We start from the raw sequence: 17079 nt of genomic DNA, 5'->3' as shown, positions 1-17079 counted from the left end.
AGTCCGGTGGGAGGAGGGGGCCGGAAGCTGTCCTTCCGGCCCCTGCGTCGTCGTTTTCATGCACCTACTGGTTCTTCGCGACCTTGGCGATGTCCTGCGCGACCTTCTCCGGCGTCGCCTTCTTCGCCACCAGCTCGGCGACGCTGTCGTTGACCTGCGTGCCGACCGCCGGCGGGTACGCCTGGTCGAGGTAGAGCTGGAACTTCGGCGCCTTGGCGATGGCCGCGTGCACCGACTTGAGGTTGGCGTCCTTGAGCGCGTCCTCGGCGCCCTTGGTCACCGGCAGGATCGAGTCGCTGGACGCGCCCTTGCGCTGGCTGTCCGCGGTGAGCAGGAACTTGATGAACTCGGTCGCCTGCGGCGGGGCGTCCTTGCCGAGCGCGAAGCCGTTGCCGCCGCCGAACGCGTCCTCGACCGAGCCCTTGCCGCCGTCGACCGCGGGGAACGGGAAGAAGCCGAGCTTGTCGCCGATGCCCTTCTTCGTGGTGGAGTACGCGGCCTCGGTGGTCGGCGCCCACTGCCCCATCAGCTCGATCGCGGCCTGGCCGTTGCCCATGATCGCGGACTGGCCGTCGGTCGCCGAGTACTTCGCGCCGAGGAAGCCCTTCTGGAACGGGTCGAGGTCGATGAGCTCCTTGAAGCGGGCGCCGGCGGCCACGAAGTCGGGCTGGTCGAACGAGCCGTCCGCGGCGGCCGCGGCGAGGCCGTCGACGCCGGCGATGCGGATCGCCAGGTACGCCCAGTAGAAGTGGGCGGTCCAGCTCTCCGAGCCGGCGAGCGCGATCGGCGTGACGCCGGCGGCCTTCAGCTTGCCGACGGCGGTGACGAACTCACCCCAGGTCGCCGGCGGTGACGCGATCTTGGCCTTCTCGAAGAGCTCCTTGTTGTACCAGAAGCCGACCATGCCGAGGTCGAACGGTACGCCGTACTGCTTGCCGTCGACCTTGTAGATGTCCAGGCCGTTCTTGTTGATGTCGGCGGCCGCGTCGCCGAGGTCGAGCTCCTTGACCAGGCCCGCCTCCACCTGCTGCTTGAGCACGCCGCCGCCCCAGGAGTGGAAGATGTCCGGCGGGGTGCCCGCCTGGGTGACGGTGGTCAGCTTCGCCTTGAAGGCCTCGTTCTCCAGCGGGGTGATCTTGATTTCCACGCCGGAGTTGGCAGTCTGGAAGTCCTTGGCCAGGTTGGCCCAGGTGGTCAGCATCGGGTCGACGTTCGAGATGTGCCACCAGTCGATCGTGGCCGACCCGCCACCGTCGCCGGAGTCGCCGGACCCGTCGTCGCCACAGCCGCCGAGCAGCGCCGCGCCGGCGCCCAGGCCGGCGAGGCCCAGGACCGATCTGCGCGAGAAGTATGTGGGGGTGTTCATGTCCATCCCTTCGGGTGGACCGGAGCGTAACGGCGTCGCTCCGGCCGTGGTGGTCCGCAGGCCAGTCACGGAGCCGTCGCCTGGGGTGCCCGGAAGTTTTCGGCGTCGGCCCGATAATTCAAGGTGATGTGGCGCACGCTACGACGGCGTGAACTACCGGTCAAGCCCTATCGCTGAGCGGACGCAAGCGTTACCGTAAGGCAACCTAGGCCGCTAGACGTGCGAAAGATGTTCCGGAAACATCTCGGAAGAAGTTCCGAGCAGCCCGGAAGCCCGGCATCGGAGGCGCTGGCGGATACCGGAACATGCCCGAAACAACCGTGATGCAGATGACAGGAGCACTCTTCGATGAGTGATCGGAGCGCCGCGGCGCCGGACGCGGTGACCATCCCCGAGCCTTGGCAGGACCCCAGCCTCCCGCCGGAGAAGCGGGTCGCCGACCTGCTCGGCCGGATGACGCTCGAGGAGAAGGTCGCCCAGCTGTACAGCGTCTGGCTCGGGGCCAACGCCACGCCGGACGACATGGCGCCGCAGCAGCACGAGCTGGTCGAGGAGTCGCTGGACTGGGCCGGGCTGATCCGGACCGGCCTGGGGCAGCTGGCCCGCCCGTTCGGCACCGCGCCGGTCGACCCGGCCCTCGGCGCCCGCGCGCTGGCCCGCGTGCAGGGTGAGATCGTGGCCGCCGGCCGGTTCGGGATCCCGGCCGTCGCCCACGAGGAGTGCCTGACCGGGGTGATGACCTGGGGTGCCACCGTCTATCCGACGCCGCTGGCCTGGGGCGCGACGTTCGACCCGGCGCTGGTGGAGCGGATGGCCGCGCGGATCGGCGGCGACATGCGCCGGCTCGGCGTGCACCAGGGGCTCGCCCCGGTGCTCGACGTGACCCGGGACGCCCGGTGGGGCCGCACCGAGGAGACGATCGGCGAGGATCCGTACCTGGTCGCCACGCTCGCCACGGCGTACGTGCGGGGGCTGGAGTCGGCCGGCGTGGTGACCACCCTCAAGCACTTCGTCGGATACTCCGCTTCCCGCGCCGGGCGCAACTTCGGACCCGTGCACATGGGCCCGCGCGAGCTCGCCGACGTGCTGCTGCTCCCGTTCGAGATGGCGGTCCGCGACGGCGGCGCGCGGTCGGTGATGCACGCGTACATCGAGATCGACGGCCTGCCCGCCGCGGCCAACCCGGCGCTGCTGACCGACCTGCTCCGCGACGAGTGGGGGTTCACCGGCACCGTCGTGGCCGACTACTTCGGCGTCTCCTTCCTGGAGCTGCACCACGGCCTGGCCGACGGCCCGGTCGAGGCCGCGGCCGTCGCGCTCGCCGCCGGGGTCGACGTGGAGCTTCCGGCGGTACGGTGCTTCGGCCCGCCCTTCGTCGAAGCGGTACGCGCCGGCACCGTCCCGGAGTCCCTGGTCGACCGGGCCGCCGCCCGCGTGCTGCGGCAGAAGGTCGAGCTCGGCCTGCTCGACCTCGACTGGAGCCCGGTCCCGGCCGGGCTGGCCGACGTCGCGGACGCGGACGCCGCGATCGAGGGGCTGATCGACCTGGACCCGCCGGCCGGCCGGGCGCTCGCCCGCGAGGTCGCCGAGGAGTCCGTGGTGCTGCTGGCCAACGATGGCGGCGCCCTCCCGCTGCGCCCGGACGCCCGGATCGCCGTGGTCGGCCCGCTCGCCGAGGGCGCGACCGGGATGCTCGGCTGCTACACGTTCCCGGCGCACGTGGGCATCCACCACCCCGAGCTGCCGGCCGGCGTGGCCATCCCCAGCCCGCTCGAGGCGCTCCGCGCCGAGCTGCCCGGGGCGACCCTCACCCACGTACCCGGATGCGACGTGAGCGGCCCCGCCACCGCCGGCTTCGCCGCGGCCGTGGCCACCGCGGAGGCCGCCGACGTGGTGGTCGCCGTCCTCGGCGACCGGGCGGGCATCTTCGCCCACTCCAACACCTCCGGCGAGGGCTGCGACGCGGAGAGCCTCGACCTGCCCGGCGTGCAGGGCGCGCTGCTGGAAGAGCTGCTCGACACCGGAAAGCCGGTGGTCGCGGTGCTGCTGTCCGGCCGGCCGTACGCGCTGGGCGCCTACGCCGACCGGCTCGCCGCCGTCGTGCAGGCCTTCTTCCCCGGCGAGGAGGGCGCGCCCGCGGTCGCCGGCGTGCTGTCCGGCCGGGTCTGCCCGTCCGGCCGCCTCCCGGTCAGCGTGCCCCGCGGCCCCGGCGGCGGCCCGGCCACCTACCTCGGCCCGCCGCTCGCGCACGCCACCTCGGTCACGTCGGTCGACCCGACCCCGCTGTACCCGTTCGGGCACGGCCTGTCGTACACCGCCTTCGCGTGGGACGGCGTCCGCGTCGACGGCGCGCTGCCCGACCCCGAGCGGCCGGTCGAGGTGCCGACCGACGGCGCGGTCACCGTCTCGGTCACCGTCCACAACATCGGCGACCGCTCCGGCGCCGACGTGGTCCAGCTCTACCTCCACGACCCGGTCGCGCAGGTCACCCGCCCCGTGGTCCGGCTGATCGGGTACGCGCGGGTGGCGCTCGCCCCCGGCCAGTCCCGCCGCGTCGACCTCCGGGTGCACGCCGACCTGTCCGCGTTCACCGGCCGCGCCGGCACCCGGGTCGTCGAGCCGGGCGCGCTGGAGCTGCGGATCTCCCGCTCCAGCGCGGACGTGGCGCACACCGTCGGCCTCCGGCTCGTCGGCGCCGAGCGCACGGTCGGCACCGACCGGCAGCTCACCGCGGAGGTCACCCTGCACTAGCGTCCCGCTGCGGGGGCGCGCCGGCGGCGGGATACTGGGCTGGCGATGATCCTCGTGGGCACGTCCGGCTGGCAGTACCGGGACGCGACGCTGGCCCGCTTCCCCCGGCACGTACGGGTGGCGGTCGAGCCGCGGCACGCCTCGTGGTGGAGCGCCGAGACCGAGTCCGTCCTCAAAGGACACAACGCGGCGCTCTGCTGGGCCGACCGCGAGGGGCGCCCGGTCACTCCACTGTGGCGTACGGCGGACTTCGGCTACCTGCGCCTGCACGAGGGGCGGGCCGACCCCCGACCCCGCTACGGGCGGGCCGCGCTGAGCTCCTGGCTCGACCGCCTCGACCGCGACGTCGACACCTACGTCTACTTCAACAACGACCCGGGCTGCGCCGCCGTGCGCGACGCCGCCGCCTTCGCCCGCCTGGCCCGCGGCCGGGGCCGGCCGGTCACCCGTACGCCTATCTTGGTTGAGGATTGAACCACCTGGGCTCCTGGCGCGTGGTACCCGTACGCTACGCGCAGCCCACACCGAGGAGGCATCCGTTGTTCGAGGAGTTCATGGGGATTCCCGCCCATCCCCTGCTGATCCACGCGGCCGTGGTGTTCGTGCCGCTGCTCGCCCTGGCCGCGGTGGGGTACGCGATCCTGCCGTTCCTGCGCCCGCACATCCGGCTCGTGCTGGCCGGCCTGGCGGTCGTCGGCCCGGTCTCGGCGCTGCTGGCCAAGCTCTCCGGCGACGCGTTCTTCGAGCGGATGCGGGAGCGCGACCGGGTGACCGAGGGGTTCGTCCCGGTCATCGAGCGGCACCAGGACTTCGGCGAGATGACGCTGTGGGCCTCGCTCGCGCTGGGCGTGGTGACGCTGGCGCTGGTGTACTTCGTCCGCCCGACCGCCGCCGCGGCCGGCCCGGGCGGCACCCGCGCGGTGTCGGTGGCGCTGAGCGCGCTGTCGGTGCTGGCCGCCGCGGCCGCGCTGTACTACGTCGTGCGCACCGGCGACTCCGGCGCCAAGGCGGTCTGGGAAGGCCAGTGACTCCCGACCCGCCGCTCAGCCTCCGGCTCTCCTGAGCGGCCGGTCAGCCCCTTTGGACGGTGGCCCGGTCCATCGTGGACCGGGCCACCGCGCGGTACTCCTGCGGGCTCACCCCGCGCACGCGCTTGAACGCGGCGCTCAGCGCGAACGGGCTCCCGTACCCCACCTGCCGGGCCACCGCCCCGAGCGTCGCGTCCGGCTCGCGGAGCAGGTCGGCGGCGAGGGCGAGGCGCCACGAGGTCAGGTATCCCATCGGCGGCTCGCCGACCAGGTCGGTGAAGCGCCGGGCGAGGGCGGCCCGGGACACGCCGAGCCGGCCGGCGAGGGCGGCGACCGTCCACGGGTGGCCCGGATCGTTGTGCAGCAGGCGCAGCGCCCGCCCGACCACCGGGTCGGCCTGCGCCCGAAACCATCCCGGCGTCGACTCGGCCCGCGCGAACCAGGCCCGCAGCACCGCGATCAGCAGCAGGTCGAGCAGCCGGTCGAGGACCGCGGACTGGCCCTGGTCGTCCTTGCCGATCTCGGCGGCGAGCAGCGGCACGAGCGGGCTGTCCCACTCGTCGCGGCCGATCCGGAGCAGGGGCGGCAGCGCGCGCAGCAGCCGGTCGCTGATCTCGCCGGCGCTCTGGTAGGTGCCGACGAGCATCACGGTCGCGCCGTCGTCGGTGTTTCCCCAGGTGCGCACGCCCCGGTCCATCGCGACGCTCAGGTCCTCGCCGTACAGCGTCGTGCAGCGCTCGTCCGGGTGGATGACCACCTGCGGCGGCGTGGCGGGGTCGTCGGCCACCGTGTACGGGTCGGGGCCGCGGGCCACCAGCACGTCGCCGGCCCGCACCTCGACCGGCTCGCCACCGTCCGCGAGGATCCACGCGCCGCCCCGGGTCACCGCGACCACGGCCAGCGCGGCCCGGTCCTGGATCCGCATCGACCACGGCGGGTCGAGCACCACGCGGAGCAGGAACGCCCCGCGCGCCCGGGGACCGTCGAGCAGGCCGGCGAGCGCGTCCACCCGCCCAGCGTAGACGATCGCGTATGCGGGTGCGCTCGCCGGCCATGGCTCGCGGCGCGCCCCGCCGGTCTGATGGAGGCATGACTTACCTGCTGATCGGCGGCACCGGCAAGACCGGCCGCCGGGTCGACGACCGTCTCACCGCCCGCGGCCTGCCGGTGCGCGTCGGCTCGCGTTCGGGGCGGCCGCCGTTCGACTGGACCGCCGACCCGGACACCTGGGTCCCGCTGTTCGAGGGCGTCACCGCCGCCTACGTCACCTACTACCCCGACCTCGCCTTCCCCGGCGCCGCGCGGTCGCTGCGGGCCTTCGCGGAGCGGGCCACCGCCGCCGGGGTACGCCGGCTGGTGCTGCTCTCCGGCCGCGGCGAGGAGGAGGCCGCGGTCAGCGAGCTGGGGGTGCGCCAGGTCGCCGCGGAGTGGACGGTGGTCCGGGCGACCTGGTTCGCCCAGGACTTCGACGAGCACTTCCTGCTCCCGCCGGTGCTGGCCGGCGAGATCGCCCTCCCCACCGACGTGCCCGAACCCTTCGTCGACCTGGAGGACGTCGCCGACGTGGTGGTGGCCGCGCTCACCGAGCCGGGGCACCACGGCCAGGTGTACGAGCTGACCGGCCCGCGGCTGGTGACGTTCGCCGAGGCGGCGGCGGAGATCTCGGCCGCCTCGGGGCGCCCGGTGCGCTTCACGCGGGTCACGCCGGAGGAGTGCACGGCCCGGATGGTCGCCGGCGGCGTGCCGGCGGAGGAGGCGGAGGCGCTGACCGACCTGTTCGCCCGCGTCCTGGACGGCCGCAACGCCCACGTCACCGACGACGTGAAGCGGGTGACCGGCCACCCGGCCCGCGACTTCCGCGACTACGTCCGCGCCGCCGCCGCGACCGGGGTGTGGGACCCCCGCTGACAGCGGCCGGTGGAAAGGCGCGGCCGCTGATGGCCGCGCCCTTTCGGCCGCGTGCCCTTTCCTGGCGGGTCAGCCGACCGGCAGGGGCTCACCGGTCTCCAGCAGCGACTTGAGGCTGGAGAGGATCGGCGGCCAACCCTCGGTGACGCCGCCGAGCACGACGCTGCCCGGGTCGAAGTCGTCGTGGGTCACGGTGAGCTTGACCAGGTCGCCGTGGGGCTCGATGTCGAACGTGACCTTCGACCGGCGCTCCGCCGACGCCTTGCGGAGGAACTCCTGGTCGTCGCCGTACACCGCGACGAACTCCGGCGTGACCGTGTGCCACGTGTAGCTGAGCGTGCGCGGCGGCTCCGCGGCGAGCACCACCGATCCGCCGTCGGCGACGGTCACCTTCTCCAGCTCCCAGGTGATCGTGCTGCCCACCCGCCAGTCCGACCGGAGGGCGACGCCCCAGTACCGCTTCGTGAACGCGGGGTCGGTGAGCGCCTCCCAGGTGCGCTCCGGTGTGGACCTGATGTACGTGGTGTAGACGAACCTGTCGTCCATCGTCTGCTCCTCCAAGGCGTGCTTGAGATCGGTGAGGGCGGCCGCCCGCGCCCGGTCGTACCGGGTCATCCACCGGTCGGCGATGGCGTTGATCGGCCCGGCGTCGAGAAAGTGCAGCTTTTCCCGCCCGCGACGCTCGGTGGCGACCAGGCCGGCCGCCTCCAGCACCGCGAGGTGCTTGCTCACCGACTGCCGCGCCATCGCCAGGCCCGCGCAGAGCTCCTGCAGGGTCTGGCCGTTGCGCTCGTTGAGCCGGTCGAGCAGGCGGCGGCGGCTGGGGTCCGCGAGTGCCTTGAATACGTCGTCCATCTTCGCCGTCCGTTAGGCAGCCATCTGGCTGCCTTTGACAATAGGCAGCCGTTCGGCTGCATGTCAATGCGGGGACATACATCGGAGGTGTCGCCCCACGGTCTTGTTTCAGATCGATGTCGTCCGTAACGTCACGCAGGAAACATCGGATGACAGGAGTTGCCTCATGTCCGTCCTCCCCCACGATCGGCTGCGGCGCCTGCTGGCCACCGGCGTCGCCGCCACCCTCGTGACGGTCGCCCCGGCCTGGGGCGGCCCGTCCCCCACCTCGGCCGCCCCGGCCGGTCCCGCCGCCGGAGACCCGCTCACCCTCTGGTACGACGAGCCCGCCGCCGACTGGGAGACCCAGGCGCTGCCGATCGGCAACGGCGCGCTGGGCGGCATGGTCTTCGGCGGCGTGGCCACCGAGACCGTCCAGTTCAACGAGAAGACACTGTGGACCGGCGGCCCCGGCTCCGCCCAGGGGTACGACTTCGGCAACTGGACCTCGCCCCGCCCCGGCGCCATCGAGCAGGTGCGGCGCGACCTCGACGCCCGGCTGCGGATCCCGCCGCAGGAGGTGGCCGACCGGCTCGGGCAGCCCAAGAGCGGCTTCGGGTCGTACAACACGTTCGGCGACCTGACCCTGCGCCTGCCCGCCGACCCGGGCGCGGTCCAGGAGTACCGCCGCGAGCTCGACATCGCCGGCGCGGTCGCCCGGGTGTCCTACGTGGACGGCGGCGTGCGCTACACCCGCGAGTACTTCGCCAGCCGGCCGGACGGCGTGCTCGTCGTGCGGGTCAGCGCCGACCAGCCGGGCAAGGTGGGCTTCACCGCGGCGGTCACCGCGCCCGGCAACCGCTCCCGGACCACCACCGCCGCGGGCGGGCGGATCACGTTCGCCGGCGCGCTCGACGACAACAAGCTCCGGTTCGAGAGCCAGATCCAGGTACGCAACGAGGGCGGCGCGCGCACCGACAACGCCGACGGCACCGTGACGGTGAGCGGTGCGGACGCGGCCGTGGTCGTGCTGGGCGCGGGCACCGACTACGCCGACCGGTACCCGTCCTACCGCGGCCCCGACCCGCACGCCGCCGTCACGGCCACCGTCGACGCGGCCGCCGCGAAGCCGTACGACGAGCTGCTCGCCGCCCACCGCGCCGACTACCGGGAGCTCTTCGACCGGGTGTCGCTCGACATCGGACAGTCCATGCCGGACGTACCCACCGACGAGCTGCTCTCGTCCTACGTGGACGGCACCAGCCCGGCGGACAGGGCCTTGGAGGCGCTCTTCTTCCAGTACGGGCGTTACCTGCTCATCGCCTCGTCCCGGGACGGCTCGCTCCCGGCCAACCTGCAGGGCGTCTGGAACAACTCGACGAACCCGGCGTGGGACGCCGACTACCACGTCAACATCAACCTGCAGATGAACTACTGGCCGGCCGAGACCACCAACCTCTCCGAGACCACCGGACCGCTCTTCGACTACGTGGACGCGATGGTCCCGCCCGGCCGCCACACCGCGCGGTACGTCTACGGCAACCGCGGCTGGGTGGTCAACAACGAGACCAACCCGTACGGCTTCACCGGCCTGCACAGCTACCCGCAGTCGTTCTGGTTTCCGGAGGCGGGCGCGTGGCTGGCCCTGCACTACTGGGAGCACTACCAGTTCACGAAGGACACCGCGTTCCTGCGGCAGCGGGCGTACCCGCTGATGCGGGAGCTGGCCGAGTTCTGGCTGGACGAGCTCGCCGTCGACCCCCGCGACGGCACGCTCGTCGTCTCGCCGAGCTTCTCCCCGGAGAACGGCGAGTTCACCGCGGGCGCCTCGATGTCGCAGCAGATCGTGTGGAGCCTGTTCAGCAACCTGCTGGAGGCGGGCAGGGTGCTCGGCGGCGACGGGCCGTTCCGCGGCACCGTCGAGGCGGCGCTGGCCCGGCTCGACCCCGGCACCCGGATCGGCTCGTGGGGCCAGCTCCAGGAGTGGAAGGGCGACTGGGACAGCCCCACCGACCAGCACCGGCACGTGTCGCACCTGTTCGCGCTCCACCCGGGCAACCAGATCGCCCCGCTGACCGACCCGGAGTACGCGGCCGCCGCCGAGGTCTCGCTGACCGCCCGCGGCGACGGCGGCACCGGCTGGAGCAAGGCCTGGAAGATCAACTTCTGGTCCCGGCTGCTGGACGGCGACCACGCCCACAAGATGCTCAGCGAGCAGCTGCGGTTCAGCACGCTGGCCAACCTGTGGGACACGCACCCGCCGTTCCAGATCGACGGCAACTTCGGCGCCACCGCGGGCGTCGCGGAGATGCTGCTGCAGAGCCACACCGGCGAGGTACACGTGCTGCCGGCGCTGCCCGGGGCGTGGCCGGACGGCTCGGTCGACGGGCTGCGCGCCCGCGGCGACCTCACCGTCGACACCCGCTGGGCCAGCGGCGCGGCCCGGGAGATCGCGGTGACCGCCGGCTCCACCGGCGAGGTCAAGCTGCGCAGCCCGCTGTTCGCCGGCCCGTACACGCTGGTCGACGCCACCACCGGTCGCACCGTGCGGCCCGAGGGGAGCGGTGAGCGGGTCAGGTTCACCGCGCGCCAGGGCCACCGGTACGTCGCCACCGCCGACGTGGGCGTGGCCGTGGCGGCACCCTCCACTCTGGAGGTCGGCGGCTCGGCCCCGGTGACCGTGACGGTCGCCGCCGCCGCGAACGTACCGCCGTCGACCCTGCGACTCGCCGTGCCCGAGGGGTGGACGGTCCGGCCCGGCACGGTGCGGGTGCCGCGGCTCGAGGCCGGCGACTCGCAGGTGTACCGGTTCACCGTCGACGTGACGTCCTCCGCCGCGCCGGGACCGTCGCGGCTGGCCGCCCGGCTCGCCGGACCCGGCTGGCGCGCCGCCGGATACGCCACCGTCCACCTGCCGGTGCCACCGCCCTGCCCGGTCCCCGACCCGGCGCGGCCACTCGTCGCCTGGGACCCGGCGAGCGGCGACACGGTGCCGGACGCCTCGCCGTACCGGCGGGACGCCACCGTCCAGGGTGGAGCCGCGTACACGGCCGGCGGGCCGACGCCCAGCGCGCTGGTGCTCGACGGCGACCGCTACCTGCGCACCGCGCCGACGACGCTGGGGTACCTGCCGAAGGCCACGTTCGCGGCCGAGGTGAAGGCGACGACGAGCGGCACCTACCGCCGGCTCTTCGACTCCCAGCCGGGCGGCGACCCGGGTACCGACGGCGTGCTGATCGACCTGACCCCGTCCAACCAGGTCCGCTTCATCGGCGCCGGGCAGGGCGTCACCACCGGCGCGGTCGTGCCGCCCGGGCGGTGGGTCGACGTGGTGGTCACGCTCGACGACGGCGACCTGACCGTCTACCTGGACGGGCAGGTGGCGGCGACCGCTCGGGTCGGACCGGCCATCTTCGGCTGCAACACCCGCGAGCTGCGGTTCGCCGCCGACCAGGGCGGCGGGCAGCGGCTGACCGGCGAGGTGGACCGGATGGCCGTCTTCCCGTCGGCCCTGTCCGCCGCCGACGTCGGGCGGTGGCAGGCGCTCGCGTTCGGCTGACCATCCCTTGTGGAGCGGCTGTGGTGGTCACCCCGCCCCGGCCGCTCAGCGTCCGTCGCCGGTACCCGCGGCGGGCGGCTCACCGGAGAGCAGGCCGTGGTCGTGGGCGTAGACGGCGGCCTGGGTGCGGTCGCGGAGGCCGAGCCGGCCGAGGATGCGCGAGATGTGGTTCTTGACTGTGCCCTCACTCAGGAAAAGCCGGCCGGCGATCTCCCGGTTGGTGCAGCCGGTCGCGACCAGGCGCAGGATGTCGATCTCGCGGGCGGTGAGCACCTCGTCCGGGCGGGGCGCGGGCGGCGGCGCGACCGGGCGGGCGCCACCGCGGGCGAGGGCGGCGGCGAGGCTCGCGGTGACCGAGGAGTCGAGCTGCGCGACGCCCGCGTTGGCCAGCCGCACCGCCTGGGCGAGGTCGGCGGCGGGCAGGTCCTTCAGCAGGTAGCCGCTCGCGCCGGCACGCAGCGCCCGCAGCACGTACTCCTCGTCGTCGAACGTGGTCAGCATGATGACCCGCACCTCCGGCGCCCGCCGGCGCAGGATCGCCGCCGCCTCGACACCGTCCATCTCCGGCATGCGCACGTCCATCAGCACGACGTGCGGGGCCAGCTCGACGGCCGCGTCGACGGCGGCCTTCCCGTCCGCCGCGGTGCCGACGACGGCGATGCCCGACTGGATGCCGAGCATCGACGCGATGCCGTCCCGCACGAGCCGCTGGTCGTCCACGACGAGCACCCGCACCTGGCCGCCACCGGCGCCGCTGGTGCCGTCCCCGCTCACGCCGCACTCCAGGCGGGGGTGTGCGGGATGGTCACCGTGACGACCGTCCCGGCGCCGGGTCCACTGTCGACACTCACCTCGCCGCCGGCGAGCTCCACCCGCTCGCGCATGCCGAGCAGCCCGAACCCCTCGCCCGGCACCGCGAACCCCCGCCCGTCGTCCGCCACGACCAGCCGCGCGCCCGCCTCGTCGAAGGCGGCCGACACGGTCACCGCGCTAGCCCCGGCGTGGCGGCGGGCGTTGGTCAGCCCTTCCTGCGCGGCGCGGTAGAGGGCGGTGAGCGTGGCCGCGTCGTACCGCTCGGGCTCGCCGGTGACGGTGACGGTCACCGCCGGCTCCCCCGCGTCGCGGGCCAGGTCGGCGAGGGCGTCCCGGAGCGAGAACGGCGGCGGCTGCTCGCGCAGGGCGTGCACCGAACGGCGTACGTCGGCGAGGGCGTCCCGGGCCGAACCCCGCGCGTCGGCGACGGCCCGGGCGGCGACCGCCGGGTCACGGTCGGCGAACGCGGTCGCCTTCTCCAGCTGGATCGCGATCGCGGTGAGGTGGTGGCCGAGGCTGTCGTGGATGTCTCGCGCGACCCGGTTGCGCTCCATCGCGGCGGAGAGCTCGGCGACCCGGTCCAGCGTGCTCTCCAGGCGGGCGCGGGCGTCCCGCTCGGCGCTCGCGACCGCGGCCATGCAGACCGCCAGCACCAGCCCGATGCCGAACATGAGCAGGTCCGACACGTACTCGGCGGTGCGGTACCAGTCCGGTGTGGACACGCTGAAGCCGGTGACGATCAGGGCCAGGCAGGCGGCGGCGAGCGCGACGCTGGCGGTCCGGCCGAACGCGAAGTACGCCACGAACGGCACCAGCACGAAGAGCGCCCGCGACGTGCCGGACCCGTCGAGCAGGGCGGCCGCGGCGAAGAGCCCCACCCGCGCGGCGAGGAACGCGGCCGCCGGCGCCACCCCGCTGCCCCCCGCGCCTCCGGCGGCTGGTCGTGCGGCGCGGTCGCTCGGCGCGGGCGCGCCAGCGGCTGGTCTCCCCGCGCGGCCGCTCGCCCCGGGCGCCCCCGGGCGACGCCACTGGAGCAGCTCGATGCCGAAGAGCAGGGCGAGCACGAACACGAAGCCGGCGAGCCGGCCCGGCCGGTCGAGGCCCTCGCCGACCAGCGCCCAGTAGACGCCGCCGGCGAGGACGGCGCCGTACACCACGGACACCGCCCAGGGGACGGGTCGCCGGGGACGGTCCATCCGGTACTCCTTCCGCCGCCTCCGCACAAGCAGGCTACGGCCGGACGCCCGGATCCGGACCACCCGAGACCGGATTCTGGCCGTTCCGCACGTGCCGTCCGGCTGGCTTCCTGGCACTTACCTCAGGTCACCGTCCACACCTACGGTCTCCGCAAATACACGTACCGGAAAGGAAGGTGCTGGCGATGTCCACAACCTGGCTCCTGCGCTTCGGGGCCGCCTGCGGCGTGGTCCTCGGGCTGTCCACAGCCGTGCCCGGGCTCGTCGAGGCGTTCACCGGCGAGACCGCCGCGACCAGCTTCGTGATCGGCGTCGGCGCGGCCTTCGGCGCACCCGCGCTGACCGCCCTCTACCTGCGCCAACGCGCCGAGTCGGGCCGCTTCGGCGCGGTCGCGTACGCGGTGAACCTGATCGGTCTGGGCCTGTTCGCCGGCGTCGCGTTCGCCCTCAACCTGGTGCTCTTCTACGTCGACGAGGCGGTCGCCGACGAGGTGCTGGCCGGCCCGACCCGGTTCGCGGTGCTCGGCGGCGCGCTGGTCTTCGTGGCCGGCACGGTCCTGTTCAGCGTGTCGATGCTGCGCGCCCGGGTGCTCCCGGCACTGCCGGCGGCCGGGTACGGCGCCGCGTTCACGCTGCTGGCCCTGCTCGCCTCGCTGCCCGACTCGCCGGTGACCAGCGCGGTGCACGTGCTCGCGGGCGGGTCGCTGATCTGGCTGAGCGTGGCGGTGCGGGCTCCCGCTCCGGCCTGCCGGGGGCCGCTCGCCGTGACCACCAGCCGGTGAACGCGCGGCGCCCGCGAACGACACCGCCTGGGCCATCGCGTCGTCGGTGGACCTCCCGCCCGTCCACCGGGCCGGGAGCGACCGCCCACGAAGACGAGGTCGGGCCGGGATCAGGCCAGGCTGAACTTCTCGGCGTGTACCTGCCGCCGGGGGACGCCGAGCGCGCGGAGGCTGTGGACGACCGCGTCGGTCATGGCCGGCGGGCCGCAGACGAAGACGTCCCGCCGCACGATGTCCGGGATGGCGGCGGCGAGGTTGGCCGGCGCGAAGGGGACGTTGGGCGGGTCGCCGGCGCCGGTGCGGCCGGTGAGCACGTGGAGCTGGGCACCGCGCGCCTTGGCGAGGGCCCGCAGCTCGGGCAGGAGCACGGCGTCCGCGGCGGTGTGCACGCGGTACAGGACGGTGGTCGGCCCGCCCGGCTCCTCCAGCAGGGCGCGGATCGGCGTGACGCCGACGCCGCCGGCGATGAGCAGCGACGCCGGGCGGCTCTGGTGGATGGTGGTGAACGCGCCGTACGGCCCCTCGGCGAAGACCCGGCTGCCGACCGGCACGGCGCGCAGCCCGGCGCTGCCCCGGCCGACGGCCTTCGCGGTCAGGCGCAGGGAGCGGCCGTTGGGCGCGGCCGAGAGCGAGAACGGGTTGGCCCGCCACCAGCCGTGGTGGCCGGGAAACCGCCAGATGAAGAACTGGCCGGCCCGGGCCGGCAGCCGGTCGAGGTGCCGCCCGGTGACGTGCACGGAGACGACGTCGTCCGACTCGGGTACCACCGCCGCGACCCTGAACCTGTGGTAGAGGTTGCGCCACAGCGGCAGCACCACCCGGCCGGTGAGCAGCGCGGCGAGCACGAGCGCCCACACCGCCCACCAGTACGCGGTGGCCCCGGTCGAGTCGAACGTCGTGCCTTCCATGGCCTGGTGCACGAGGCCGATGCCGAGCGCCACGTAGATCAGCAGGTGGAGGGCGTGCCACGCCTCGTACGGCAGGCGGCGCCGCACGTACCGGACGGAGATCGAGGCGACCACCACGATGATGGCGGCCGCCACCATGCCGAGCAGAGAGGCGGTGACGCCGGCCAGGCTGAGGAAAGTGTCCCAGGGCGACAGCGCGGCGAGGTCGGCGTACCCGGCGACGATGAACGTGAAGTGGAGGGTGAGGGTCCAGACCAACCCGAATCCGATCCACCGGTGCCACACGGTCAGCCGGTCCATCCCGATCCGGCGGTCGAGCCACGGCAGCCGGGCCACCAGCACGAGCTGCAGCATCATGACCGACGCGAGGTGGAGTCCGCAGAACTTGCCGGCGGTGAGCAGCGAGTTCTTGCCCTGGCCGTAGCGGACGAACAGGTACTCCACCAGCAGAAGGTGGGCCGCGACGGCCGTCCACAGCACCGCCCGCGCCACCGCGCCCACCGCCACGACAATCGCCCCCAGCTGATCGGCTTCCCGGCATTGTCGGTACGAGCGGTGTGGCCGGACGGGGTCAGTCGGCTATCCGACGCCCGGTGACCGAGCGGCGGCTCGGCGAACGGGGCTCAGCGCCGGCGGTCCGTCTGGTACGCGTCCGGTACCCCGTCGCGGTCCTCGTCCCGGGCCTCGGCCGCCTGGAGGCGGCGGTGCGCGCGGTCGCGGAGCCGGAGCACGACGGCGGCCAGCAGCGCGGCCCCGACGGAGCCGGCCAGCACCGCGATGGTGACCACCTCGGCCCGGGCGGAGCCGGGCCCGAAGGCGAGCTCGCCGATCAGCAGCGACACGGTGAACCCGATGCCGCCGAGCAGCCCCAGCCCGGCCACGTCCGCCCAGCCGAGCCCTTCGGCGAGGCTGGCCCGGGTGAAGCGGGCGACCAGCCAGGTGGCGGCGGTGATGCCGACCGCCTTGCCGGCGACCAGCCCGGCGACCACCCCCATCGCGACCGGGTCGGTGAGGGCGTCCGCGAGGCCGTCCAGCCCGCCGATGGTCACCCCGGCGGTCAGGAACGCGAACACGGGTACCGCCACACCCGCCGAGAGCGGCCGGAAGCGGTGCTCGAAGTGCTCGGCGAGCCCGCCGCGGGCCGGCACGGTGAACGCGAGCAGCACCGCCGCGACCGTGGCGTGCACCCCCGACTCGTGGACCAGGACCCAGGTGGCGGCGGCGAGCGGCAGCAGCAGCCACCACGAGCGCACCTGCCGCCGGACGAGCAGGGCGAAGGCGGCGAGCGGGAGCAGCGCGCCGAGCAGCGGCAGCACCGCGAGGTCCGCGGTGTAGAAGACCGCGATGATCATGATGGCGATCAGGTCGTCGACCACGGCCAGGGTCAGCATGAACGTGCGCAGCGCGCCCGGCAGGTGCCGGCCGACCACGGCCAGCACCGCGAGGGCGAACGCGATGTCCGTCGCGGTCGGCACCGCCCAGCCGCGGGCGGCGCCCTCCCCGGATCCGCCGGCGACCAGCAGGTAAAGCAGGGCGGGTACCGCCACGCCGCCGAACGCCGCCGCGACCGGTACCGCCGCCCGGCGCGGGTCGCGCAGGTCGCCGGCGACGAACTCGCGCTTGAGCTCCAGCCCGGCCACGAAGAAGAAGATGGCGAGCAGCCCGTCGGCGGCCCAGGCGGCGACGCTGAGGTCGAGGTGCGCGGCGGCCGGTCCGACGTGCCGGTCGCGCAGCGTCTCGTACCCGGACGACCAGGGCGAGTTGGCCCAGAGCATGCCGAGCAGGGCGGCGCCGAGCAGCAGCGCGCCGCCGATCGTCTCCTGGCGCAGGATGGCGGCGATCCGGCGGGCCTCGACCCAGGAGCCGGGCCGAAACAGCCGGGAAGAAGGGCGACGCGCAGCGACCATCGAGATACGCCTTTCCGGGGTCACGCC

At 74.1% G+C, this 17079-nt stretch carries 13 protein-coding genes; 6 read left to right on the top strand and 7 right to left on the bottom strand.

Going from position 1 to position 17079, the window contains the following annotated elements:
* Nucleotides 1–64 precede the first annotated feature (64 nt).
* A complete protein-coding gene (locus tag RB614_RS16530; RefSeq protein ID WP_308713391.1) occupies nucleotides 65–1366 on the bottom strand; it encodes an extracellular solute-binding protein in 1302 nt (433 codons plus the stop codon).
* Between the two features lie 348 nt (nucleotides 1367–1714).
* On the opposite strand from RB614_RS16530, the gene RB614_RS16525 reads away from it, so the two are divergent.
* The 3 genes from RB614_RS16525 to RB614_RS16515 all read left to right on the top strand — a co-directional run bounded on the left by RB614_RS16525 (nucleotide 1715) and on the right by RB614_RS16515 (nucleotide 5145).
* Nucleotides 1715–4117, top strand: coding sequence for a beta-xylosidase/alpha-l-arabinosidase (locus tag RB614_RS16525; RefSeq protein ID WP_308713390.1), 2403 nt, complete (start codon nucleotides 1715–1717; stop codon nucleotides 4115–4117).
* Nucleotides 4118–4162: 45 nt separating this feature from the next.
* The gene (locus RB614_RS16520; RefSeq protein WP_308713389.1) at nucleotides 4163–4591 is read left to right on the top strand and encodes a DUF72 domain-containing protein; all 429 of its coding nucleotides are present in this window, start codon (nucleotides 4163–4165) and stop codon (nucleotides 4589–4591) included.
* 65 nt (nucleotides 4592–4656) lie between these two features.
* Nucleotides 4657–5145, top strand: coding sequence for a DUF2231 domain-containing protein (locus RB614_RS16515; protein WP_308713388.1), 489 nt, complete (start codon nucleotides 4657–4659; stop codon nucleotides 5143–5145).
* Nucleotides 5146–5188: 43 nt separating this feature from the next.
* Here the strand turns inward: RB614_RS16515 and RB614_RS16510 are convergent, their stop codons facing one another.
* Complete coding sequence (locus tag RB614_RS16510; RefSeq protein ID WP_308713387.1) at nucleotides 5189–6154, bottom strand: AraC family transcriptional regulator; 966 nt, start codon at nucleotides 6152–6154, stop codon at nucleotides 5189–5191.
* Between the two features lie 80 nt (nucleotides 6155–6234).
* On the opposite strand from RB614_RS16510, the gene RB614_RS16505 reads away from it, so the two are divergent.
* On the top strand, nucleotides 6235–7053 hold the full coding sequence (locus RB614_RS16505; RefSeq protein WP_308713386.1) for a Rossmann-fold NAD(P)-binding domain-containing protein: 819 nt from the start codon (nucleotides 6235–6237) through the stop codon (nucleotides 7051–7053).
* 69 nt (nucleotides 7054–7122) lie between these two features.
* Here the strand turns inward: RB614_RS16505 and RB614_RS16500 are convergent, their stop codons facing one another.
* A complete protein-coding gene (locus RB614_RS16500) occupies nucleotides 7123–7908 on the bottom strand; it encodes an ArsR/SmtB family transcription factor (RefSeq protein WP_308713385.1) in 786 nt (261 codons plus the stop codon).
* Between the two features lie 166 nt (nucleotides 7909–8074).
* Here RB614_RS16500 and RB614_RS16495 point away from each other — a divergent pair, with 166 nt between their 5' ends.
* Nucleotides 8075–11446, top strand: a complete 3372-nt coding sequence (locus RB614_RS16495) for a glycosyl hydrolase family 95 catalytic domain-containing protein (RefSeq protein ID WP_308713384.1) — start codon at nucleotides 8075–8077, stop codon at nucleotides 11444–11446.
* Nucleotides 11447–11491: 45 nt separating this feature from the next.
* Here RB614_RS16495 and RB614_RS16490 read toward each other — a convergent pair whose 3' ends face one another.
* Nucleotides 11492–12220: a response regulator gene (locus RB614_RS16490; RefSeq protein WP_308713383.1), complete on the bottom strand. Its 729-nt coding sequence runs from the start codon at nucleotides 12218–12220 to the stop codon at nucleotides 11492–11494.
* Complete coding sequence (locus RB614_RS16485) at nucleotides 12217–13455, bottom strand: sensor histidine kinase (RefSeq protein ID WP_308713382.1); 1239 nt, start codon at nucleotides 13453–13455, stop codon at nucleotides 12217–12219. Before RB614_RS16485 ends, RB614_RS16490 begins: the two co-directional genes overlap by 4 nt.
* 185 nt (nucleotides 13456–13640) lie before the next feature.
* On the opposite strand from RB614_RS16485, the gene RB614_RS16480 reads away from it, so the two are divergent.
* Nucleotides 13641–14237: a hypothetical protein gene (locus tag RB614_RS16480; RefSeq protein ID WP_308713381.1), complete on the top strand. Its 597-nt coding sequence runs from the start codon at nucleotides 13641–13643 to the stop codon at nucleotides 14235–14237.
* 110 nt (nucleotides 14238–14347) lie between these two features.
* Here the strand turns inward: RB614_RS16480 and RB614_RS16475 are convergent, their stop codons facing one another.
* Nucleotides 14348–15646, bottom strand: coding sequence for a ferredoxin reductase family protein (locus RB614_RS16475; RefSeq protein ID WP_308713380.1), 1299 nt, complete (start codon nucleotides 15644–15646; stop codon nucleotides 14348–14350).
* Between the two features lie 122 nt (nucleotides 15647–15768).
* Nucleotides 15769–17052 (bottom strand): Na+/H+ antiporter NhaA, encoded by a 1284-nt coding sequence (nhaA, locus tag RB614_RS16470; RefSeq protein WP_308713379.1) that lies wholly within the window; start codon nucleotides 17050–17052, stop codon nucleotides 15769–15771.
* Nucleotides 17053–17079 lie beyond the last annotated feature (27 nt).

Source organism: Phytohabitans maris, from assembly GCF_031085175.1.
Taxonomy (GTDB): domain Bacteria; phylum Actinomycetota; class Actinomycetes; order Mycobacteriales; family Micromonosporaceae; genus Phytohabitans; species Phytohabitans maris.
The sequence above is the reverse complement of the archived record's forward strand: the minus strand, read 5'-3'. Positions and strand labels throughout refer to the sequence as shown.

Excerpts from the sequence above, each read along its gene's own strand:
- RB614_RS16495 (WP_308713384.1), top strand. The coding sequence starts at position 8,075 with ATGTCCGTCCTCCCCCACGATCGGCTGCGGCGCCTGCTGGCCACCGGC.
- RB614_RS16530 (WP_308713391.1), bottom strand. The coding sequence starts at position 1,366 with ATGAACACCCCCACATACTTCTCGCGCAGATCGGTCCTGGGCCTCGCC.
- RB614_RS16500 (WP_308713385.1), bottom strand. The coding sequence starts at position 7,908 with ATGGACGACGTATTCAAGGCACTCGCGGACCCCAGCCGCCGCCGCCTG.
- RB614_RS16505 (WP_308713386.1), top strand. The coding sequence starts at position 6,235 with ATGACTTACCTGCTGATCGGCGGCACCGGCAAGACCGGCCGCCGGGTC.
- nhaA (WP_308713379.1), bottom strand. The coding sequence starts at position 17,052 with ATGGTCGCTGCGCGTCGCCCTTCTTCCCGGCTGTTTCGGCCCGGCTCC.
- RB614_RS16485 (WP_308713382.1), bottom strand. The coding sequence starts at position 13,455 with ATGGACCGTCCCCGGCGACCCGTCCCCTGGGCGGTGTCCGTGGTGTAC.
- RB614_RS16480 (WP_308713381.1), top strand. The coding sequence starts at position 13,641 with ATGTCCACAACCTGGCTCCTGCGCTTCGGGGCCGCCTGCGGCGTGGTC.
- RB614_RS16525 (WP_308713390.1), top strand. The coding sequence starts at position 1,715 with ATGAGTGATCGGAGCGCCGCGGCGCCGGACGCGGTGACCATCCCCGAG.
- RB614_RS16520 (WP_308713389.1), top strand. The coding sequence starts at position 4,163 with ATGATCCTCGTGGGCACGTCCGGCTGGCAGTACCGGGACGCGACGCTG.